This is a genomic window from Candidatus Methylomirabilota bacterium (assembly GCA_036002485.1).
Taxonomy (GTDB): Bacteria; Methylomirabilota; Methylomirabilia; order Rokubacteriales; family CSP1-6; genus AR37.
This window is the reverse complement of sequence record DASYTI010000095.1, coordinates 1-20,553: the sequence shown is the minus strand read 5'-3', so window position 1 is coordinate 20,553 and position 20,553 is coordinate 1. Positions and strand designations below refer to the sequence as shown.

25 protein-coding genes are annotated in these 20,553 nt (G+C 68.3%); 20 read left to right on the top strand and 5 right to left on the bottom strand.

Going from position 1 to position 20,553, the window contains the following annotated elements; translation table 11 throughout:
- Positions 1 to 13 precede the first annotated feature (13 nt).
- The 10 genes from VGT00_09250 to VGT00_09205 all read left to right on the top strand — a co-directional run bounded on the left by VGT00_09250 (position 14) and on the right by VGT00_09205 (position 7,739).
- Positions 14 to 892, top strand: a complete 879-nt coding sequence (locus VGT00_09250) for a branched-chain amino acid ABC transporter permease (GenBank protein ID HEV8531590.1) — start codon at positions 14 to 16, stop codon at positions 890 to 892.
- 5 nt (positions 893 to 897) lie between these two features.
- On the top strand, positions 898 to 1,872 hold the full coding sequence (locus VGT00_09245; protein HEV8531589.1) for a branched-chain amino acid ABC transporter permease: 975 nt from the start codon (positions 898 to 900) through the stop codon (positions 1,870 to 1,872).
- Positions 1,869 to 2,627 carry an ABC transporter ATP-binding protein gene (locus VGT00_09240; protein HEV8531588.1) on the top strand — a complete coding sequence of 253 codons (759 nt, stop codon included), beginning with the start codon at positions 1,869 to 1,871 and terminating at the stop codon, positions 2,625 to 2,627. The genes VGT00_09245 and VGT00_09240 overlap by 4 nt, the downstream gene beginning before the upstream one ends.
- Positions 2,620 to 3,324, top strand: a complete 705-nt coding sequence (locus VGT00_09235; GenBank protein ID HEV8531587.1) for an ABC transporter ATP-binding protein — start codon at positions 2,620 to 2,622, stop codon at positions 3,322 to 3,324. The genes VGT00_09240 and VGT00_09235 overlap by 8 nt, the downstream gene beginning before the upstream one ends.
- Positions 3,325 to 3,452: 128 nt before the next feature.
- On the top strand, positions 3,453 to 3,674 hold the full coding sequence (locus tag VGT00_09230) for a hypothetical protein (protein ID HEV8531586.1): 222 nt from the start codon (positions 3,453 to 3,455) through the stop codon (positions 3,672 to 3,674).
- Positions 3,675 to 3,778: 104 nt separating this feature from the next.
- Entirely contained in the window at positions 3,779 to 4,126 is a 348-nt protein-coding gene (locus VGT00_09225) for a hypothetical protein (protein HEV8531585.1), read from the top strand.
- A 2-nt stretch (positions 4,127 to 4,128) separates the two neighbouring features.
- Positions 4,129 to 5,271: a geranylgeranyl reductase family protein gene (locus VGT00_09220; protein HEV8531584.1), complete on the top strand. Its 1,143-nt coding sequence runs from the start codon at positions 4,129 to 4,131 to the stop codon at positions 5,269 to 5,271.
- Positions 5,271 to 6,164 (top strand): cyclopropane-fatty-acyl-phospholipid synthase family protein, encoded by an 894-nt coding sequence (locus tag VGT00_09215; GenBank protein HEV8531583.1) that lies wholly within the window; start codon positions 5,271 to 5,273, stop codon positions 6,162 to 6,164. Before VGT00_09220 ends, VGT00_09215 begins: the two co-directional genes overlap by 1 nt.
- Before the next feature lie 91 nt (positions 6,165 to 6,255).
- Positions 6,256 to 7,026, top strand: a complete 771-nt coding sequence (locus VGT00_09210; protein HEV8531582.1) for a hypothetical protein — start codon at positions 6,256 to 6,258, stop codon at positions 7,024 to 7,026.
- A gap of 5 nt (positions 7,027 to 7,031) precedes the next feature.
- Entirely contained in the window at positions 7,032 to 7,739 is a 708-nt protein-coding gene (locus VGT00_09205; protein HEV8531581.1) for a hypothetical protein, read from the top strand.
- Positions 7,740 to 7,880: 141 nt separating this feature from the next.
- On the opposite strand, the gene VGT00_09200 is transcribed toward VGT00_09205, so the two are convergent.
- From VGT00_09200 to VGT00_09190, 3 genes are read right to left on the bottom strand one after another with little or no spacing between them, the layout of a single operon-like run.
- Entirely contained in the window at positions 7,881 to 8,507 is a 627-nt protein-coding gene (locus VGT00_09200) for a gamma carbonic anhydrase family protein (protein ID HEV8531580.1), read from the bottom strand.
- Positions 8,508 to 8,520: 13 nt separating this feature from the next.
- Positions 8,521 to 9,192 carry a hypothetical protein gene (locus tag VGT00_09195; GenBank protein ID HEV8531579.1) on the bottom strand — a complete coding sequence of 224 codons (672 nt, stop codon included), beginning with the start codon at positions 9,190 to 9,192 and terminating at the stop codon, positions 8,521 to 8,523.
- Positions 9,193 to 9,217: 25 nt separating this feature from the next.
- Positions 9,218 to 9,385, bottom strand: a complete 168-nt coding sequence (locus VGT00_09190; protein HEV8531578.1) for a hypothetical protein — start codon at positions 9,383 to 9,385, stop codon at positions 9,218 to 9,220.
- A gap of 199 nt (positions 9,386 to 9,584) precedes the next feature.
- On the opposite strand from VGT00_09190, the gene VGT00_09185 reads away from it, so the two are divergent.
- The 8 genes from VGT00_09185 (at position 9,585) to VGT00_09150 (ending at position 16,269) form a co-directional block, all read left to right on the top strand.
- Complete coding sequence (locus VGT00_09185) at positions 9,585 to 10,805, top strand: ABC transporter substrate-binding protein (GenBank protein HEV8531577.1); 1,221 nt, start codon at positions 9,585 to 9,587, stop codon at positions 10,803 to 10,805.
- An 88-nt stretch (positions 10,806 to 10,893) separates the two neighbouring features.
- Positions 10,894 to 11,757, top strand: coding sequence for a branched-chain amino acid ABC transporter permease (locus VGT00_09180; GenBank protein ID HEV8531576.1), 864 nt, complete (start codon positions 10,894 to 10,896; stop codon positions 11,755 to 11,757).
- Positions 11,754 to 12,707: a branched-chain amino acid ABC transporter permease gene (locus VGT00_09175; GenBank protein ID HEV8531575.1), complete on the top strand. Its 954-nt coding sequence runs from the start codon at positions 11,754 to 11,756 to the stop codon at positions 12,705 to 12,707. Before VGT00_09180 ends, VGT00_09175 begins: the two co-directional genes overlap by 4 nt.
- A complete protein-coding gene (locus VGT00_09170) occupies positions 12,694 to 13,446 on the top strand; it encodes an ABC transporter ATP-binding protein (GenBank protein HEV8531574.1) in 753 nt (250 codons plus the stop codon). The genes VGT00_09175 and VGT00_09170 overlap by 14 nt, the downstream gene beginning before the upstream one ends.
- Before the next feature lie 13 nt (positions 13,447 to 13,459).
- The gene (locus VGT00_09165) at positions 13,460 to 14,158 is read left to right on the top strand and encodes an ABC transporter ATP-binding protein (protein ID HEV8531573.1); all 699 of its coding nucleotides are present in this window, start codon (positions 13,460 to 13,462) and stop codon (positions 14,156 to 14,158) included.
- A 12-nt stretch (positions 14,159 to 14,170) separates the two neighbouring features.
- A complete protein-coding gene (locus VGT00_09160) occupies positions 14,171 to 14,293 on the top strand; it encodes a hypothetical protein (protein ID HEV8531572.1) in 123 nt (40 codons plus the stop codon).
- Positions 14,294 to 14,377: 84 nt separating this feature from the next.
- Positions 14,378 to 15,217, top strand: a complete 840-nt coding sequence (locus VGT00_09155) for a hypothetical protein (GenBank protein HEV8531571.1) — start codon at positions 14,378 to 14,380, stop codon at positions 15,215 to 15,217.
- Entirely contained in the window at positions 15,211 to 16,269 is a 1,059-nt protein-coding gene (locus VGT00_09150; protein HEV8531570.1) for an ankyrin repeat domain-containing protein, read from the top strand. Before VGT00_09155 ends, VGT00_09150 begins: the two co-directional genes overlap by 7 nt.
- Positions 16,270 to 16,291: 22 nt before the next feature.
- Here the strand turns inward: VGT00_09150 and VGT00_09145 are convergent, their stop codons facing one another.
- On the bottom strand, positions 16,292 to 16,702 hold the full coding sequence (locus VGT00_09145; GenBank protein ID HEV8531569.1) for a cupin domain-containing protein: 411 nt from the start codon (positions 16,700 to 16,702) through the stop codon (positions 16,292 to 16,294).
- A gap of 55 nt (positions 16,703 to 16,757) precedes the next feature.
- A complete protein-coding gene (locus VGT00_09140; GenBank protein ID HEV8531568.1) occupies positions 16,758 to 17,216 on the bottom strand; it encodes a GNAT family N-acetyltransferase in 459 nt (152 codons plus the stop codon).
- 196 nt (positions 17,217 to 17,412) lie between these two features.
- On the opposite strand from VGT00_09140, the gene VGT00_09135 reads away from it, so the two are divergent.
- Entirely contained in the window at positions 17,413 to 18,942 is a 1,530-nt protein-coding gene (locus VGT00_09135; protein HEV8531567.1) for an AMP-binding protein, read from the top strand.
- 2 nt (positions 18,943 to 18,944) lie between these two features.
- A complete protein-coding gene (locus tag VGT00_09130; GenBank protein HEV8531566.1) occupies positions 18,945 to 20,546 on the top strand; it encodes an adenylate/guanylate cyclase domain-containing protein in 1,602 nt (533 codons plus the stop codon).
- Positions 20,547 to 20,553: the final 7 nt, after the last annotated feature.

The window sequence follows — 20,553 nt, the reverse complement described above, 5'->3', positions numbered from 1 at the left end:
ATCGTAGCGGGCCATGGACACGCTGCTGATCCACGTCCTCAACTCGCTCCTCTACGCAGCGGTGCTCTTCCTCATCGCGGGCGGGCTCAGCCTCATCTACGGCGTCATGCGAATCGTCAACCTGGCCCACGGCAACCTCTATGCCTTCGGGGCCTTCGTGGCGGCCTGGACGGTGGGGCGGCTGGTGGGCGGCCCGACCCCGACGCCTGTGCTCTACCTCGTGCTGCTCGCCGGCCCCGCCGCCGCGGCCGTGTTGGGCGCCGCGCTCGAGCCGACTCTGCTCCGGCCGTTCTACAAGCGTCCCGAGGAGTACCAGCTGCTCATCACCTTCGGGCTGCAGCTGATCCTCGAGGACCTCATGCGCTTCATCTGGGGTCCGTACCCCCTGTCCGTCAGCTCGCTCTTCGAGGGCATGGGGAGCCTCAACATCGGCGAGTCCATCTACCCGACCTACAACCTGGCCGTCATCGTCGTCGGGGGTCTCGCGGCCGCCGGTCTCTGGGCCTTCATCTACCGCACCCAGTTCGGCGTCGTCCTGCGGGCGACCTCGCAGAACATGCGTATGGCTCAGGCCATGGGCGTGAACGTCAACCGCGTCTACGTCCAGGCCTTCACCCTGGGCTGTTTCATGGCGGGCGTGGGCGGCGCCATCGTCGTCCCGCAGCAGGGGGCCGTGCTGGGCATGGGCGTGGATGCCCTCATCCTGGCCTTCGTCGTGGTGGTCATCGGCGGCCTCGGGAGCCTCGAAGGCGCTCTGATCGGCGCGCTGATGGTCGGCGTGGTCCGCGAGCTCGGCATCACCTTCTTCCCGGAAGTCGAGCTGGCCGTGCTCTATCTGATGGCGGCCGTGGTCCTTCTCATCCGGCCCGCCGGGCTGTTCGGCCGCGCATGAGCCCCATGCCCGCGGCCACCCGACGCCTGCTCGTCGCCGCCGGCCCCATCATCCTCGCCCTCGTGGTCCTGCCCTACGTGGTGAACCCCTACGACACGGTGCTCCTCTCCTACGGCCTGATCTTCGCCATCGCGGCCTTGGGCTTCAACCTGCTGCTGGGCTACACGGGCCTGCTCTCCTTCGGGCACTCGGCCTACTTCGGCGTGGGCGCCTATGCCGTCGCCTTCACCGTCAAGTACCTCAAGGTCACCTCGATGGAGCTGTTCGTCCTGGCCGGCATCCTTGCCTCGGCCCTGGTGGCGGCGCTCTTCGGCCTCGTCTGCGTGCGCTACACGCGGATCTTCTTCAGCATCCTCACCCTCGCCCTGTCCCAGGTGCTGTGGAGCCTGGCCTTCAAGTTCTTCTGGGTGACGGGCGGGACGGACGGCCTGCGCGTGCCCACGCCCACCCTGCTCGGTGTGTCCATCGGGGCCGGGCAGGACAAGATGACCTTCCTGGCCCACCGGTACTACTACTACGTCCTCGTGATCTTCCTGGCCGCGGTGGGGGTCATGTGGGTGATCGTGCATTCGCCGTTCGGCAAGGCGCTGCAGGCCATCCGCGACAACGAGACCCGGGCCGAGTTCGTCGGGGTGCAGGTGTGGCACTACCGCTGGATCGCCTTCCTCATCTCCGGGGTCTTCACGGGCCTGGCCGGGGCGCTCTGGGTGCCCCTCAACGGGCTCACGACACCCGACATCTTGCTCTGGACCTTCTCGGGCGAGATCGTCTTCTTCACCGTGCTCGGCGGCTTCGGCACCTTCGCCGGGCCCGTGGTGGGGGCCGTCGTCTTCAACTACCTCAAGACCTTCGCCGTCGGCTACACCGTGTACTGGCAGATGTTCCTCGGCGTGGTGCTGGTCTTGCTGGTGCTCGGGCTGCCCGCCGGCATCGTGGGCACGGCTATCCGGCTGTGGGGCAAAGGGAGGAAGACCGCGTGAGCGCTCTGCTCCAGACGACCCGGCTCACCAAGTACTTCGGCGAGACGCACGCGGTGGACCACGTGGACTTCACCGTCACGGAGGGCGAGGTGCTCGCCCTCATCGGCTCCAACGGGGCGGGGAAGACCACCCTGATCAACCTGATCAGCGGGCTCATCCCCGTGGACTCCGGCGCCATCGTGTTCCAGGGGGCGGACATCACGCGCGAGTCCATCCACGAGAAGATCGCCCGAGGAATCGCCCGGAGCTTCCAGCTCGTGAACCTCTTCGACCAGCTCACCACGCTCGACAACCTGGCCCTGGCCATCTTCTCGCGGGACGGAAAGACCCGGAAGCTGTTCTCGCTGTCGGACGCGGACGGGGCCGTCCGGGACGAGGCCCTGGCCGTGCTCCAGCAGTTCGGCCTGGCCGGCAAGGCCGGGATGGTGGCGGGCGGGCTCAGCCAGGGCGAGCGCAAGCTGCTGGACGTGGCCGTGGCCTACGCGCTCCGCCCCAAGCTCCTCTTCCTTGACGAGCCGACCAGCGGCGTCAGCACGCGTGAGAAGGCGCCCATCATGGACATCATCTCGTCGGTGGTGCGGGCGGGGGGGATCACCGCCGTGATCGTCGAGCATGACATGGACGTGGTCTTCAAGTACTGCCCGCGGATCGTCGCCATGCACGAGGGCACCATCCTGGCCGACGGCACCCCGGAGGAGATCCGCAATAACGAGCAGGTGACGGCCAATCTTCTGGGAACCCAGCACGGTGCTTGAGCTCGAGCGGATCAACACCTTTCGCGGACCTGCCCACGTCCTCAACGGCGTGTCGCTGACCGTGCAGGACGGGGAGTCGGTGGTCCTGGTCGGGCGCAACGGAGCGGGGAAGACCACCACCATCGACAGCATCATGGGGCTCCTCCCCGTGCGGAGCGGCACCGTCACCTTCAAGGGTCGCGACATCACGCGGGTGCCTGCCCATGAGCGGGCGCTGTCCGGCATCGGCTACTCGCCCGAGGACGCCGGCATCTTTCCCGACCTCACCGTGGAGGAGAACTTCCTGATCTGCCAGTCCCTGGCCGCGGGCCGGCGCGTGGGCCAGGCCGGCATCGACCCGCGCGTCTTCGAGCTCTTCCCCGAGGTGCGCGACTTCACCAAGCGGCGCGGGCTCCACCTCTCGGGCGGCCAGAAGAAGATGGTCGCGATTGCCCGCGCCCTGACCCTCGGTCCCTCGATCCTCCTGCTGGATGAGCCCTTCGAGGGGTTGGCGCCCGTGGTGGTGAGCCGCTTCATCGAGGCGGTCACCCAGATCAAGGCCATGGGCGTCTCGCTCCTCATCGCCGAGTCGAACCTGATGACCGCCTCCCGCGTAGCCGACCGGCTCTACGCCATCGACCGGGGCGAGATCATCTTCGAGGGGACGCCCCGCCGGGCCTTCGAGAACCTCGAGGTGATGAAAACGTTGCGGGGCTGAGGGAGAATCCCGCCGGGGAAATCCTTTTGGCCTCAAGACCCGAAAATGGCAGGGAGGTCGCCATGGCCCAGCACTCCTGGACCCGGCTCTGCGGTCTCGCAGCACTCCTCGGAACTGGGTGCAGCACCATGACCCCCGAGCAGGAGGCGCGCCAGGCGGCGGTGTGGGAGGCCGCGACGGAGTGCTCGGCCGGCCTGAACCTGATCGTCGACCGGGTGGATAGCTTCGGGCGCGTCTGGTACACCCTCCCGGCGGGTGGCCAGCAGGACGTTCCGAAGTTCACTGCCTGTTTCCAGGCGAAGGCCCGCGAAAAGTTGGGCGCTCCCGGTCTTGCCGCGCCCAAGAAGTGACGAGGCGGCCGGCCGTGATGCCTCAGAAGTAGGTGTTGGCTGAGGGCGCTCGCGGGGTTGACAACGGCCCCCGGGCCCGATAGAAGTGCGCGTAAGGCATCCCAATGATCGCGCGGCTCCTTCCCAGCCCGAGGCCGGCCCGCGCCGCCGCCATCCTCCGGGAAGTCTTTTCCGGCGTACAGGGCCCGCTCGTCTTCCGCCTCTGGGACGGGACGGAGGTGCCGCTGTCCGGTGACAAGCCGATGTGCACGGTGGCCATCAAGTCCCCGGACGCCTTCCTCCACCTGATCCGTCATCCCTCCCCCTATCATTTTGCCGAGGCCTATGTTCAGGGCAGCATAGACCTCGAGGGCGACCTCTTCTCGGTCATGCCCGTGGCCAATCAGCTCGAGGCGATGAGGCTGCCGCTCCTCCAGAAGCTCCGCCTCGTGCTCTCTCTCTGGAAGAGCTAGAGATGGAAGGCCAGCGGACGGGCGGCGCATTCGATGTGATCGTGGTGGGCGGCGGGCCGGGCGGGAGCACGGCCGCCTGGCGGCTCGCCAAGAGAGGCCTGCGCCCGCTCGTCCTCGACGCCGCCGTCTTCCCGCGCGTGAAGATCTGCGCGGGCTGGGTCACCCACGAGGCGCTGCGCGACCTCGATATCGATCCGGACAAGTACCCGCTGACCATCCAGCCCTTCGATCTCTGCGTGCTCGAGTTCGAGGGCGCCCGGCACGAGACGGCGTGGCGGCGTCCGGCCAGCTACGGCATCATCCGTCGCGAGTTCGACCACTATCTTCTCGAGCGGGCCGCGGCGGCGGGCGCGGATGTGCGCTGGGGCATCAGGGTGACCGGCGTCGAGCAGAGCCACGACGCTGTCACCGTTCAGACCGAGCGGGGCTGCTTCGAGGCACTTGTCGTCATCGGCGCCGGCGGCCACCGCTGCCCGGTGGCGAGGGCCCTGGGCGATGTCTCGGAACGCGAGGAGGTGGTCGCCGCCCAGGAAAGCGAGACGCGGCTGCCCGCCGAGTGGGTGGAGCGCCTCGCGCCCTTCATGCGCGCGCCCGAGCTCTACGTGGAGCCCGACCTGCGCGGGTATGGCTGGTATTTCCCCAAGCAGGACTTCGTCAATGTCGGCATCGGCTGCACGGGTGGCAGCGACGGCAGTCTGCCCAGGCGCCGCGAGGCGCTCATCCATGCGCTCCGCGCGACGGGTCGACTCCCCGCGGATCTGCCCATCGAACCCTTCAAGGGACATGCTTACGTGGTGCGACGGCAAGCGCCGCGGAGACTCACCGGACCGCGGTTTCTGCTCGTCGGGGACGCGGCGGGGCTCGCGCGTGATCTCTCTGGCGAGGGCATCGGCCCCGCTATTCGGAGCGGTCTCCTGGCCGCGGAGGCGGCCGAGGCATACCTCAGGACCGGCCGCGCTCTCGAGGGCTACGCCCGGCAGATCACGGCCCTCTACGGGCCGGGCGAGCCGCGCTGGCTCGAGCGCCAGCTCGGACGTCTGCCGGAATCGGTGGCCCGAGGAGCGGTGCGGCTCATCCTGGGCCTGGGGGCGGCCCGCCGGCGCATCGTGTTCAACAGCATCTTCGGGATGCGGGAGGCGACGTGATGCGAGGCTCGAGCAAGCAGCGCGACGCCCAGGCGATCGCGCACCACTATGACGTCTCGAACGAATTCTACGCGCTCTTCCTCGACCCCCTCATGCTCTACACCTGCGCGTACTACCGCGAGCCGGACGGCAAGCTCGAGCAAGCGCAAGAGGACAAGGTCGACCTCGTCTGCCGCAAGCTCCGCCTCAAGCCCGGCGAGACCATGCTGGATATCGGCTGCGGGTGGGGAGGGCTCTCCATCTGGGCGGCCCAGCACTACGGCGTCAAGGCGCACGGGGTCACCCTCTCGCGCGCCCAGGCCGAATGGGCCCAGGCGCGCATCAGGCGCGAAGGGCTCGAGGGGCGCTGCGTGGTCGAGCACCGCGACCACCGCGACATCCCCGCGGACGCGCGGTACGACAAGATCGCGGCCATCGGGGTCATCGAGCACGTGGGCATCGCGAACTATCCCGTCTTCTTCGCCCGCGTGCGCGACATGCTCAACGACGGCGGGCTCTACCTGAACCATGGCATCCACCACGAGTTCCACTGGAAGCACACGAGCCAGACAGACTTCCTCTACCGCTACGTATTTCCCAACGGAGATCTCTCCGGCGTCACCGAGACGATGACGGAGATGGAGCGCGCCCAGTGGGAGATCGTGGACGTCGAGAACCTGCGGCTCCACTACGCGCGCACCTGCCGCCAGTGGGTGGAGCGGCTCCAGGCCCGCGCCGATGAGGCGCGCGCCCTCGTCGGCGAGGAGATCTACCGCACGTGGCGACTGTACCTGACGTGCTCCTCCGTCGCCTTCCAGGGCGGGTCGATCGGGCTCTGGCAGATGCTGCTGCGCAAGCAATGGGACCCGGCCATCTCCACCGAGCCCACCACGCGCGAAGACATCTACGCCTGATCCGCCCGACCTGCCCTCTTCCAGTTCGCGCGTGACGGGGGGCGGTGGCATACTGTAGCGAGCAGCGCATCTCCTTCGATCGAGAGGCCCCATGACGAAGTCTCGGAACGTGTTCGTCACGGCGGTGGTGGGCTTCCTGGCCTTGGTCCTGGCCGGCGCCCCCGCCCAGGCCGTCGAGTACCGGCTGCTCGTGGCGAGCATCTACGATCGGGCGCTCACTTCCTTCGTGAGCGCCTCCGAGCTGTATAACGGGGCGTCGGGCCCCGGCCTCGACAAGATGGAGCAGGCGCTCGACACGGGTACCATGGACCGCGGGGTCATCCTCGTGCAGCGGCCCCTCCAGTCGGTGCCGACCAGCATCGCTCGCGCCTGGGGCGGCGTGGCCATCGCCGCCGACATCCTGCGGGGCGGGATCGACACGCCGAGCTGGGACGAGGTGCGCTGGCAGGGTAAGCCTGGGGAGCGCAGCATCTGGATCATCAGGAGCGCGGGCAATGCCCGGCCGCAGGAGATCGTCCGCGTCACCCTCAAGGGCGCGGGGCCGATGCGGCTCTTCCAGCCCTACACGGTCACGAACGGGAACAAGGCAGCCGCCCTGCAGCTGCCGCTGCCGCTCGTGGCCTTCCACGAGTCGCACGGCAATGTCTGGGACAAGTTCGTCGCCAAGAACCTCGATCTCCGGCAGGGCATCGGTGCCGTCGTCGGGCTGTCCAACAATGCCCTCTTTCCGGACCTGGCCTACCTCATCGTGGATCAGGGCGACCCGCCCACCACTTTCAAGGCCGTGATCACCTGGCGCGACCGGGATATCGACCGGGAGTCGCCGGGCAGCAACATCATCAGGATCCGATCCAACCACTAGGCACCGTGCTTCGGGCTCTCGCGGGGGCGGCGGGTCTCGCCGCCACCGTCCTTCTCTGGCCCGGCCCAGCATCTGCGGCCGATCCCGCGCTCACGCTCCCCTCTTCCGTGCCGCCCGCCGAGCGCGCCCGGATCGAGAAGGTGATCGCGCTGGCCAGCATCACCACGCGCGCCGAGCTCGAGCCGTTCCCGCTGCGGCTCGACATCTTCAACTATCTGCTCGACCATCCGGAGTTCGCCACGCAGGTGACGCGCACGCTGCGACTGGCGCGCTACCGGATCTGGCGGGAGGCCGACGGGCTGCACCTCGACGACGGGTGGGGCCTCAAAGGTCTCATCACCCCGATGTACGGGGAGGGCGGACTGCGCGTCGTCTATGCGCGTGGCCACTTCGAGCAGACCTTGCTGCCCGATATCCGCGGCCAGGCGGTGGTCGTCCTCCGTTATGCCAATGGATCCGACCCCACGGGCCGGCCCGGGCTGGCCACATCACTCCAGGTCTTTGGAGTGCTCGACAGCCGGATGCTCTCGAGCCTGGCCGGCGTGATCGCGAAGGACAAGGCCGCCCTCGAGGCCAGGCGCGTGCTCAAGGTCTTCTCGCGGCTGACCACCCATCTCGAGCGCCGGACCGACGAGGTGCTGGCCGAGCTGCAGAAGAATCCGGCCGTCTCCCGCCCCGAGCTCGACGACTTCCGAAGGCTCTTCGGCCGCTAGCCGCCCGCGAAATCCAGGCTGCTCAAAAAGGTCCAGATGCGAGGCGGCGCCCGACGGTCGCACGCGAGGCGTACTCTCTGTACGTTGAGCGTGCGACCGAGGGCGCCAACGAAGCAGATGGGCCTTTTTCAGCAGCCTGGGCTAGAAGTCGGGGGAGGCGTGGCGATCGAGGATGCGATCGCTGCGGTGTCGGCCGAGGGCTCTCGCGTAGCGGCGCGTCCGCTCCGGCATATTGGTCTGGCCGGGCGGGGCGGGGTCGAGGCCGAAGACCCAGCGCGAGAAGTTGAGCGCTTCGAGCGCGGCCGAGATCCGCTCATGCTCTGTGGGGGGCAGGATCTGCGCGGGATCGCCCACCGCGATCCAGCCGATGGGCACCACGGTATCCGGCGCCAGCGCCGTCTTGATGTGAACGACGCCATTGATGCGCACGACACTTCGCGTCCCGATATGCGCCCCGTTGAAGATCGAGGCGCCCGTGGCGATGAAGACGTCGTCCGCGGCGGTACAGCCGGAGAGATGCGCGTGCGGACCCACCAGCACGTGGCTGCCGAGCCTCAGCGGACACGCCTTGGTGCCACGAAGCACGGCCTGCTCCATGACGATGCAGCGTGAGCCGAGGACCACGGGGCCGCTCTCCGCCGTGAGCACGGCGCCGAAGAGGACTCGACACTCCGGCCCTATGGTGACGTCGCCGCACACCACGGCCGTCGGCGCGACGTAGGCGCTGTCGTGAACGCGGGGACGAAAGCCCTCGTGCTCCAGGAGCATCGCCTGACCGCGGTCAGCGCCGCCCGAGCCAGGTCAGGATATACGGCAGGCTGACCACCACGAGGGTGGCGAAGGCCGTCACCACGAGGACGGCCTGGAACCAGCCGGCCTGGAAGAAGCGGTCCGATGCGCTGCTGGGCTCGATGTCGGGCGCCTTGCGAAAGAGCGCGGCGAGCGAGAGCACCAGCCCCAGGGAGAGGACACAGATGCCGACGGGCCGGGTGCTCGGGGGCAGGTCCTTCACGTAGATGGGCAGGCGCGTCATGATGCTCCCGACCAGGAGCAGGGCGGAGAGGATCCACCGCTCGGTCCGCCACCACACGACCCAGGCAAAGGTTGCCCACATGGTGAGGGCGCCCACGTCGACCATGGGCCGCCAGGCCCCGCAGGCGGGCAGCGAGCCCTCGCACTTGACGACCACGATGGCGAACCAGATCCAGACCCAGGCGACGAAGGCCACCAGGAGGACGAAGGCGGTCGTGTTCATCCGGCTGCCGAAGATCTCGAGGGCGAGATTCCACCACGCACGGGCGAGGAGCGCTATGGCGGCGGCCACCGCGATCCAGGCGAGTCCACGGACGGCCGTCTCGGCCTGACCCAGCGCGGGGAGCTGCATGAGCCCGACCAAAGCGAAGAGGAAGATGCCGAGGAATCCCACGAAGGAGGCCAGGCGGTAAGGCTTCACGCGATGAGGCATCGTCCGCGTCCTCTCAGGCCACCGGCGCGCCGTGACGCCCCGTGCCCGCGGGCTGCCCCACGGGTCCCCCACGGTTGGCCAGGTCCGTGGCCAGGGCCTCGGCCGCGCCCGCCGACCGGCCGTCGGGGGGGTCGAGGATGACGGTGGTGACTCGACCCTGGCTCTCGTGTCGGACCGACATAGATGCTGCCCCCCTGAGCGCCACCGCAGGAACGGCTACATGCCCGTCACGTTCAGATAATACACGGTAAGCGCGGGTTGCCGCGCGCACCAGTTCGCTTGCCTAGAGAGCGCTTGACACTCGGCCGCCTTCGACCGATTCTCGCCCCAGCCGATAGCCAGGAACGGGCCTCGAACCCCGAGCAGGCGGAGGGCCAGTGATGAGCGAGCTCACTCGACGGGACGTGCTGAAGCTCTCCGGCGCCGCCGCGGCGGCCGGTCTCGGATTCCCGGCCGTGCTCCAAGGCCAGCCGAAGGATCTCGTCATGCTGGGGCTCTGGTCCTTCACTGGGGCCTTTGCCGACGTGGGCCCGGTCCTCGACCGCGGCATGAAGCTGGCCCTCGACGAACGAGGAATGAAGATCCAGGGCCGCGCCATCAAGTACATCACCCGCGACGATGAAACCAAGGCGGGCAGCGCCACGCGACGGGCCGAGGAAGCCATCGATGCCGATGGCGCCAAGTACATCATCGGCCCCTGGTCCTCCGGCGTCGCCCTGGCCGTCTCCGAAGTGGCCAAGCGGAAGAAGACCTTCCACTACTTCAGCGGCGGCACCGAGGACATCTCGGGCGCACGCTGCCACCGCTACTCGTTCCAGTGGGCGGCGAGCCCCTATACCGCGGCCAAGACGGTGGTGGACACTTTCATGCAGGCCAATCCCAAGGCCAAGCGCTGGCACCTTCTGGTGGCCGACTACGCCTTCGGCTGGTCGGTGGAGAAGTACATCAAGGAGGTGGGTAAGACGCACGGGATCGAGTTCGTCGGCGCCGACCGGCATCCGCTCGGCGAGCGTGAGTTCTCCAACTATGTGACCAAGGCGGCGGGCAACAAGCCCGACGTGGTGGCCATGATCAACTTTGGCCTGGACGCCGTCACCGGGGCCCGGGAGATCTTCAACTTCGGCCTCACCCCCAAGGTACCGCTCATCCTGACGTGGTCCTCGGGCGTCGAGGAGCTCGTGCAGCTCAACCCCGAGATCCGCGAGAACATGTGGGTGGGATCGAACTTCTACTACACTGCCGACACCCCGGTGGCGCGCGAATTCGTGAAGAGCTATCAGGCCAAGTTCGGCGGCCCGCCCGGCTACGCCCCTGCCGCGGCCTACGGGATGACCCGGATGATGCTGCACGCCATGGACAAGGCCAAGTCGACCGAGGTGCCTGACGTGATCAAGGCCCTGGAGGGTCTCGAGGTCGACGATCTGGTGGGACGCATGCGCGTCGATGCCAAGACCCACCAGACCCTGCGCCCGTTCTTCTTCATGCGTTGCAAGAAGAAGGAAGCGATGAAGAATCCCATGGACTTCGCCGACATCATTGCGACGGGCTCCACGCCTTTGCCCGCGGAGTACGCGGCCTGCAAGGACATCGGCGCATTGTGAGCTCGGAGGGGGGCTCTGCCCCCCTTCCGAACCTCCCCCCAGAAGCGGGTTGCGCCGGCCAAGCCGGCGCTCGAGCAACCGCGACGTCATGAACGTCTCGCTGCTTTTCAGCCAGGTGCTGAACGGTCTGGCCACGGGGATGCTGTATGCCTTGATGGGCATTGGGCTCAGCATCATCACGGGCGTGCTCAATATCCCCAACTTCGCCCACGGTGCCCTCTTCGCTCTGGGCGCGTATCTGCTCTACACGGTGATCCAGCTCGTGGGCAACTTCTGGCTGGCCCTCGTGCTGGCGCCGCTCGGCGTGGGACTGCTGGGAGTGCTGATCGAGTACGGCGGGATCCGGCCGCTCTACAAGGCGGGGCACGATTACCAGCTCCTGCTCACGTTCGGCCTCTCGCTGATCGTGACCGAGGGCATCATCATCGTCTGGAGCCCCGTGGGCATGAGCCAGCTTCCCCCGCCCCTGCTGCGCGGCGGCGTGAACCTCGGCATCACCTTCTATCCGAAGTACCGGCTGTTCGTCATGGTCGCCGCCGCGCTCCTCGTGTTCGGGGCCTGGCTCTTCCTCGAGAAGACGCGCTACGGGGCGATCATGCGCGCGGGGATCGAGGACAAGGAGATGGTCTCCCTTCTCGGCATCGACATCCATCGCCTCTTCACCGCCGCCTTTGCCCTGGGCTGCGTCCTGGCCGGGATCGCGGGAGCTCTGACCGCGCCCATCCGGGGGCTGAACCCCCTCATGGGTGTGGACATGCTCGGCATCGCCTTTGTCGTCGTCGCCCTCGCGGGGCTGGGGAACCTGCTGGGATCCATCGTGGCCGGGCTGCTCGTCGGCGTCGCCCAGAGCCTGGTGGCGCTGTTCTGGCCAGAGGCCTCGGTGGCCGTCATCTTCGCCGTCATGGCCGCCGTGCTCCTCGTGCGCCCGCAAGGGTTGTTCGGGATTCGATGAGTAAAGCGTGGCTGGCCATCCTTGGCGCGGTGCTCCTGCTCCCGATCTTCGTCCGGCATGCCATCGCCACGGAGATCTGGATCTTCGCCATCTTCGGGCTCGGTCTCAACCTGCTGCTGGGCTATACGGGTCTCCTGTCCTTTGGCCAGGCCACGTTCTTCGGCTCGGCGGGCTACGCGGGGGGTTACCTCTTGAAGCACTACGCCGTCAACGTGCCCCTCGTGCTCGCCATCGGCATCGTGGTGGGGGCCGTGACCGCGGCCGTCGTCGGCTATCTCTGCGTTCAGCGCGCGGGCCTCTACTTCATCATGCTGACCTTCGCCCTGAACCAGATGTTCTACTTCACGGCCTATCAGTGGACGACGGTCACCGGTGGCGAGGACGGCATGCCGGGCATTCCGCGGCCAAACGTTCTCGGCTTGGACATCCATCCGCCGCTGGCCTACTATGCCGTGGTCGCCGCCCTCTTCCTGCTCTCCCTCTGGGTCATGAAGCGCATCGTGGAGTCTCCCCTCGGGAAGATCCTGCAGGCGATCCGTGAGAATGAGCCGCGCGCCGAGGCCCTGGGCTACGACGTCTCGCGCTTGAAGCTCGCGGCCTTCGTGATCGGCGGCGCCTACTCGGGCCTGGCGGGGGTGCTCTACGCCATGCTCTTCGGCATCGTGCCCCTGGAGTCGATCGGCTTCGTCTTCTCCGGCAATGTCGTCTTCGCCACTCTCATCGGCGGCTCCGGCTCCCTGTACGGGCCGGTCATCGGCTCCTTCGTGTTCATCTGGCTCTCCGAGTCGGTCAGCGCCATGTGGGCGCGCTGGCCGCTTCTCCTCGGCGTCGCCTTCGTGATCGTGGTGCTGTTCTTCCGAGGCGGAGTCGTCGAGGCGTGGGCGCGCCTCTGGGCGTGGCGCGCGGCGCGGCGGCCGCCCCCCGCCGTTCGGACCGATGCCGCTCGTTAGGACCGAGGGCCTCACCAAGGCATTCGGGGCCCTGACCGCGGTCAACGCCGTCACCCTCGAGGTCCAGGAAGGCGCGCTGCACTCGGTGATCGGGCCCAACGGAGCCGGCAAGACCACGTTCTTCAATCTGCTCACGGGGCAGCTCACGCCCACCTCTGGCCGCATCATCTTCGACGGGCGTGATATCGCGGGCACGCCCCCGCACAAGGTCGCCCACCTCGGCATCGCGCGCTCCTTTCAGCGCACGAGCATCTTCCCCACGCTGTCCATCGCTGACAATGTGTGGCTGGCCGCCTTCGCGCGCCAGGATTCCTGGCGGGGCCTCGCCTGGCGCCGCGCTGATCGGTACCCGGAGCTCCTCGACCGCGCCCGGGCCGCGCTCGGGGAGGTGGGGCTTGCCGACAAGGCCGGGCAGCCGGCCCGCGAGATCTCCCACGGCGAGCAGCGGCAGCTCGAGCTGGCCATCGCGCTGGCCGCCGCCCCGCGGCTCTTGCTGCTGGACGAGCCCGCGGCCGGCCTTTCGCCGGACGAGACCCAGAAGATGGTGGCCCTCGTGCGGAAGCTCAAGGGGCGGTACACCATCGTCCTCATCGAGCACAAGATCGGCGTCGTCATGAGCATGTCCGATCGGATCTCCGTCATGCATTTCGGCAGCGTCATCGCCGAGGGGACGCCGGCAGAGATCCAGCGCAACGCGGAAGTCCGGCGCGCCTACCTGGGGGGTATGGCGGCGCCATGATCCGGGACGACTCATGATTCTCGACATCAAGGGCATCGATACCTACTACGGGCTCGGCCATATCCTGCACGGCCTCTCGCTCGGGGTCGGGAAGGGCGAAGTGGTGGCCCTGCTGGGCCGTAACGGTGCGGGCAAGACCACGACGCTCCGCTCCGTCACCGGCCTCACGCCGCCGGCGCGCGGCACCATCAGCTACAAGGGAGCGGAGATCGCCGGGCTCCCCGCGCACCGCATCTCGCGGCTCGGCATCGCCCTCGTGCCCGAGACGCGCGGCATCTTCTCCTACCTCACGGCGCGCGAGAATCTCGAGATTGCCCGCCGGCCAGGCTCGCGCTGGCCCATGGAGAGCATGCTCGAGCGCTTTCCGAAGCTCCGCGAGGTGCTGGACCGTAAGGGGCGCCTGCTCTCCGGAGGCGAGCAGCAGATGCTGGCCATTGCCCGCGCGCTCCTGACGGGGCCGGAGCTGCTCCTGCTGGACGAGCCATCCCAGGGGCTGGCGCCGCTGATCGTGGAGACCGTCATGAGCACCGTCCGGGAGCTCAAGCGCGAGCGGGTGAGCATGCTACTCGTCGAGCAGAACGCCGAGATGGCCCTCGAGCTCGCCGACCGTGTCTACGTCATCGACCACGGGACCATCGTGTTCGAGGGCACCCCGGCCGCGCTGCGCGGCAACCATGAGGTCACGACCACCTATCTCGGCGTCGGTGGCTGACGGGGAACGCCCATGTCGCGGCTCAGGGAGGGACCGCTCACCAACTCGATGAGCGATGGACCCGAAGACAAGACGAAGCTCGACCCGTGGTGGAGCGTCTACTGCGCCGAAGGGCGCTCCGGCTGCGACAAATAGCCGTCCCGGTTACCGAAATGCCGGGTGGCTGGCCGGTGTACGTGGGATTTCGGCCTGGCGGGAGACTCCAGCTATATTCGTCATGTGAGTGTCTTTCGCCCATGCCCATCGGTGGTGCTGGCTGGCCACGCCGTCGCCCTGCTCCTGATCGCGCTCTGTCCCGCTCCCGCCTCCGCTGACCCCGAGGCCATCGCGCGCCTCTTCGTCAAGCGCGTCCAGGGAGGGGATGTGGCGGGGACCAAGAAGCTCTTCGGCGATCCCAAGTTGCGCAGCCAGCCGCGGGCCGGCGACGACGCCTACTTCGTCTACGAGTCCGGCGAGAGTCGCAACCTCGCCTTCCTGCTGGGGCGGCCCTTCGACGTGGGCCCGCTCAGCACGCGCGAGTCCCGCTCCGACTGGTTCATCATCGACGGTACGCTGTACGCGCAGGTCACCGTGCCCCTCAGCTTCCGTCCCGAGCGCTACCAGCCCTATCTCTTGCCGCCGCAGACGGCGTTCGGGCAGAAGATGCCGTTCTCGGCCTTCATGAACTTCGTGGCGGCCCCGGAGACCGAGTTGCGCGACGTCCCCTTGCGCCTGCGTCCGGGCGTCGAAGCTGGCCTCCTGCCCCTACCAGGTCCGCGCACCGCCGTGCCTCCGCCGCCGGGGCCGCCCGGCGCCCGTCCCGCCGTGTCCTCGTCGGAGGGGTTCGGCCTCATGGGCATGCCCATCCCACGAGATCCGGCGCCCGTGCTGCTGCCCTCGGGCGAGGGGCTCACTCCTGAGCAGCTCCGGCGGATCCTGCCGAGGCTGCGTCGCAGCACACTCGAGCTCTACCTCGTGCGTCACGGCCGTCTCGGCTCGTTCGCGATCAGCCAGTTCCAGTTCAGCGAGTTCGTGGTGACGACGCCGCAGGGCGAGGCGAGCCTCAAGGTCAAATGGTGAGGCGGGTGCGCGCATTCGCTCTGGGCGTCGCCCTTGTTGTTCTCGCGCTTCCGGCTGCCGCCGGTGCCGCGGAGATCCATGATGCGGCGATGCGGGGCGACGTCGAGCGGGTGCGGGCGCTCCTGGAGGCCGATCCTGCGCTGCTCAACAGCCCGGGGCAGAACCAGCTCACGCCACTGCACACGGCCTGCGTCGGGGGCAAGGCGGCCGTGGTCGAGCTGCTCCTCGCGCGTGGCGCGGACATCCGCGCGCGGAGCGGCGGGGACGAGACGCCCTTCGACCACTGCGTGCAGCGCGGGCTGCTCGTGGGCGTGGAGCTCATGATCAAGAAGGGCGCCGACGTCCGGGCCAGGAGCTCAGGGGGCCTGACCCCGCTTCATCGCGCCACGTATGGCAACGACACGTCCGTGGCGCGGGCCCTCATCGCGGCCGGCGCCGACCCCCGTGCGAACGACGAGAAGGGACGGACGCCGCTCCACAACGCGGCTTATGCGCGGAGCGGGCCCGTGGCCGAGCTCCTCCTGGCTCACGGCGCCGACGTCAATGCGCTCGACAAGGGCGGCAAGCCCCCGATCGTGTGGGCTCTGATCAACAGGAATGCAAAGCCCTCCGTGGACATCATCGCGCTCCTCATCGCCAAGGGCGCGCGGCTCGACGCGACTGACTTCTATGATCGGCCCCTCCTGCAGGCGGCGCTGGCCGCCGATTTCGTGGCGGCGGCCGAGCTGCTCGTGGCCAAGGGCGCAAACGTGCGGGGGCAGGACAAGTCGGGACAGACCGCGCTCCACGCGGCGGTCGTCATGCGGAAGCCGGAGTTCGCGCGGCTTCTCCTCAGCAAGGGCGCCGACCCGAACGCGCGCGACGGCGAGGGCGTGACCCCGCTTCATCTGGCGAGCTGGGACGGCCGGGCGGAGCTCGTGGAAGTGCTGCTGGCCGGAGGCGCCGACGTCAACGCCCGTGATGCCCGCAGCCTCACGCCCCTCTGGTACGCCGTGCGCCTCGATCGCGCGCCGGCCGCCGAGGCCCTCCGCCGCCGGGGCGGGGCGGAGTAGTCCGCGCCCTGACTCCCTGTCGCTACTGGACGGGATCGAGGAACGGCGTGTCCGGATCGCTCACGTAGAAGATCACGACCCGGAGCGGCTCGGTGGCGCTGCGGTTGTAGCCGGTCATCTTCACGTGCGGCGGCTCTATCATGGCCTCACCGGCTTTTACGGTGACAGGCGGGCGCCCCTCCATCTCCAGCGTGAAGGCGCCTTCGAGGACGTAGACGGTCACGGGGGAGCGGTGTGTATGAAACACCGTCTTGTCGCCCGGATTCAAGCTCGCCGTGAGCACCCGCACTTCCTGTTTCTCCCTCGTGGGCATGCCCTGGACGATCTCGCGCAGGAGCAGCTGGGGCCTCGCGAGACCGGGCGGCTGCGCCATGGAGGAGGAGCTGAGGACCAGAGGCACGAGGGCGAGACAGACGCCGATTGCCCTACGCATTCCGAGTTCTCCTTTGGGCTGGAACGGGTCACACGTTGGCCTGGCCTTCCCGTCATCAAAGTTTCTCCCGAGCCGTCGCGAAGTGCTGCACGAAAAAGCTGAGGTCACCGTGACGGCGTCGGCGCTCCATGACACCGCCGACCGCGCAGCGCTTCATCGAGCGACGCCAGAAGCGCCGCGCCGCGACGTTCCACGTGAGCTCTGCGAGCTCCCAGCGGCCCGGGAAGCGCGCGAAAAGGATTCGCGCGACGCGGGTGCCCACGCCGCGACGGCGATACTTGCGCAGCACGAAGAACTCGCTGATCTCTCGCACGCCGGCGCCGGCGAAGTGCGCGCGATCGGCGACCAGCGCGAAGCCGGCCAGCCTTCCGTCTACGCGAATGACGAAGTGATGCCGCCCGCGGCGCGTCCAGAACCGCCTATGCCAGGCCCGAGAACCGAACGTGCCATCAGCCTCCGCGCCCCAGCGGTCGCCGCCGAGATCGTAGATATAGAGCTGCACAAGGCGGCGCACGGCCGCCTGATCCTTCCGACGGAGGGAACGAAGACTCACTTTCACGTGCCGAAGAAGCTCCTCGTGGAGTCGCTCAACCCCTTGGAGGCGGCCCTTCCCCTCTGCTGCGTCTCGAAGTCTAGCAAAGAGAGACACCACTCGCGCGCTGGTCTTCTGGAGTTTCCCCGCGCTTTGTGCTAGAAGCCGGAGAGAAGCGATGGACATCCTGGCCCTCCATGCCGGCAATCATCCCGACAAGCCCGCGCTCATCCAGGGCGAGCGCGTGTGGAGCTGGGCCGAGTACGTCGAGCGGCGCAATCGCCTGGCCCATGGGCTGGTGGATCTCGGCATCGCGCCCGGCCAGCACGTCATCATCTACACGGAGAACTCGCTCGAGCACCTACTGGCGAGCGCGGCCGCGCGCGCCGTGGGCGCCATTCCCGCGCCCATGAATCACCGGCTCGTGGCCGAGGAGGTCGCGTACATCCTCGACCACTCCGATGCCGGGGCCGTCTTCGTGGGAGACCATTTCCTCCCGGTGGCGGAAGCCGTGCGGGGCCAGGCTCGCAAGGTCCGTCAGTGGATCCTCGTCGGCGTTGAGCGGCGGCCCTGGGCGCGGCATCTCGACGATCTCGTCGCCGCGGGCGCAGCCACGCCTGTCACGGTCGAGGCGGGGCAGGCCGTTCTCTCCTCCATCATCTATACCGGCGGCACTACGGGGAAGCCCAAGGGCGCGCTCCGCCGCACCCTGGACATGCAGAGCCTCATGGAGACGCTCAAGGCCATGGACCTGACCGATCCCAATCACGTCCACCTGGTGGCCGGACCCATGTACCACTCGGCACCGGGCGGCCTGGCCTCCTACACGCACATCGTGGGCGGCACCGTGGTCGTCATGCCCAAGTTCGACGCCGAGCAGGCCCTCGCCCACATCGAGCGTCACCGCTGCAGCAGCACCTTCATGGCCCCCACGCTTCTCAAGCGCATCGTCGACCTGCCTGCATCCGTCCGTGCCCGCTACGACGTATCCTCCATGAGGGCCATCATCATGGCGGCGGCGCCCTGTCCCATGCGTGTGAAGGAAGCCGTGCTCGAATACTTCGGGCCGGCGCTCTACGAGTTCTACGGCTCGACGGAGCTGGGGGTGAACACCATCCTGCGGCCCGAGGAGGTCCTGGCCAGGCCCGGGTCGTGCGGCCGGGCCGCGCCGGGGCGCGAGCTGGCCCTCCTCGACGATGACGGGCGGCCCGTGCCGATGGGCGAGCCGGGCGAGCTCTACGTCAAACGCTTTTCCGGCATCCTCGACGAATACTACAAGGACGCCGTGGCGACGGAAGGGATGCGGCGCGGCGACTGGTACTCGGTGGGGGATGTCGCCCGGATGGACGCCGACGGCTTCTATTACATCTGCGACCGCAAGCGCGACATGATCATCTCGGCCGGGGTGAACATCTATCCCGCCGAGGTCGAGGACGCCCTGCACCGCCACCCGGACATCCAGGACGTGGCCGTCTTCGGCGTGCCCGATGACGACTGGGGCGAGCGCGTCCACGCGGCCGTGCAGCTCCAGCCGGGCGCCCGGCTCACCGTCGAGGCCGTCATGGCCTTCGCCCGGCGCCATGTGGCCGACTACAAGGTGCCGCGCGAGGTCTCCTTCCACGAGGACTTCCCGCGTGATGCCGCGGGCAAGCTCCTCAAGCGCTTGCTCCGCGAGCCCTACTGGGCCGGCCGCGCGGCCCGGATTTGACCGTGAAGCTGCCCGCGGCCTCGCTCACCGTCAAGATCACGGTGCTCATCGTGATCGTCCTCATCGTGGGCTTCGGGATCTCGACCATCCTGACCATCCAGCGCGAGGCCGATCTCCTCGTCGAGCAGAGCAAGAACGCGGCGCGGCGGCTGACCATGACCCTGATCGCCAGCATCGAGAGCGCCATGCTCCAGGAGCGCCCCGACATCACGCGCGGGCTCATCCAGGAGATGCAGAGCACCACGCCCGTGGAGGGCCTCACCATCTACCGGCGCACCGGCGTCGAGGCCTTCACCGATCTCGAGACCTTGAAGGCCGTCTCGAAGGAAGCGGACCTACCCAAGGGCGTGGCGGCCAGCATCGAGAAGATGGCGCGCCCCGCGGGCGCCGTCATGACGAGCCCGCTCTTCAAGAAGGCCGTCGAGACCGTCCAGACCCAGGAGTCGCTCGAGGAGCAGAACGGCGTCGTGCTCTTCACACTACACCAGCCCATCCCGAACCAGGAGCGCTGCCAGGGCTGCCACGGCACCGACCACAAGGTGCGCGCGGTGGTGCGCGTGCAGACCTCCATGGCGCCCGTGCTGGCCGCCGTGCAGGCCCAGCGCAATCGCCAGATCATGGTCGGCATCGTCACCATCATCGTGGCGGCCGGCGCCCTCGCCCTCGTGATGCGCTTCGTGGTGGTGCGCCCCATCCAGAACCTGGCCCTGGCCGCCCGCCGCATCGGCGAGGGCGATTTCGCGGTCCGGGTTTCCGCCGACTCCGGTGACGAGGTGGCCGAGCTGGGCGGGGCCCTCAACGACATGACGGCCCGGCTCGCCACGGCCCAGCAGGATCTCGAGACCCGCAATGCCGAGCTCGCCTCCACCCTCGACGACTTGCAGGCCTCGCGCCAGCGGTTGGAAGTTCTCGAACAGCTCAAGGGGGAGCTGTCGAAGTTCGTCCCCGACGCCGTCAAGGAGCTGCTCGAGCGCGACCCCACGGCCACCCAGCTCCAGAAGCGGCAGGAAGAGGTCTCCGTTCTCTTTCTCGACATCGCCGGCTATACGCGCCTGTCCGAGCAGCTCGAAGCCAAGCGCCTCAACCAGCTCGTGCAGACCTACTTCTCGGGCTTTCTCGAGATCATCCGCGCGCATCACGGCGACATCAACGAGACGGCGGGCGATGGGCTCATGGTCATCTTCCAGGGCCAGAGCCGGCAGGACCCCGGCCGCGCCATCGACCACGCCATGAACGCCGCGCGGGCCGCTCTGGCCATTCGCGCCAAGACCGGCGAGCTGAACGAGGAGCACGCGGGCGTCTTCCCGGAGATCGCCCTGCACATGGGCATCAACACGGGCGAGGCGCTGGTGGGGGCTACCAAGATCGGCGGGGCCGGCTCCCAGCGCTGGACCTTCACGGCCACGGGCCCCACCACCAACCTGGCCGCGCGCTTCGCGGGCTCGGCCCAGGGCGGCGAGATCGTGGTCGGCCCCGCCACGGCCGAGCGCATCCGCGTGGCTCTCGTGCTCGAGAACCTCGGCGAGAAGAGCTTCAAGAACGTCTCCCAGCCGCTGCAGGTCTATCGCGTCATCCCGCCCGGCGTCTACGACAAGATCGTCTGATGCCCGG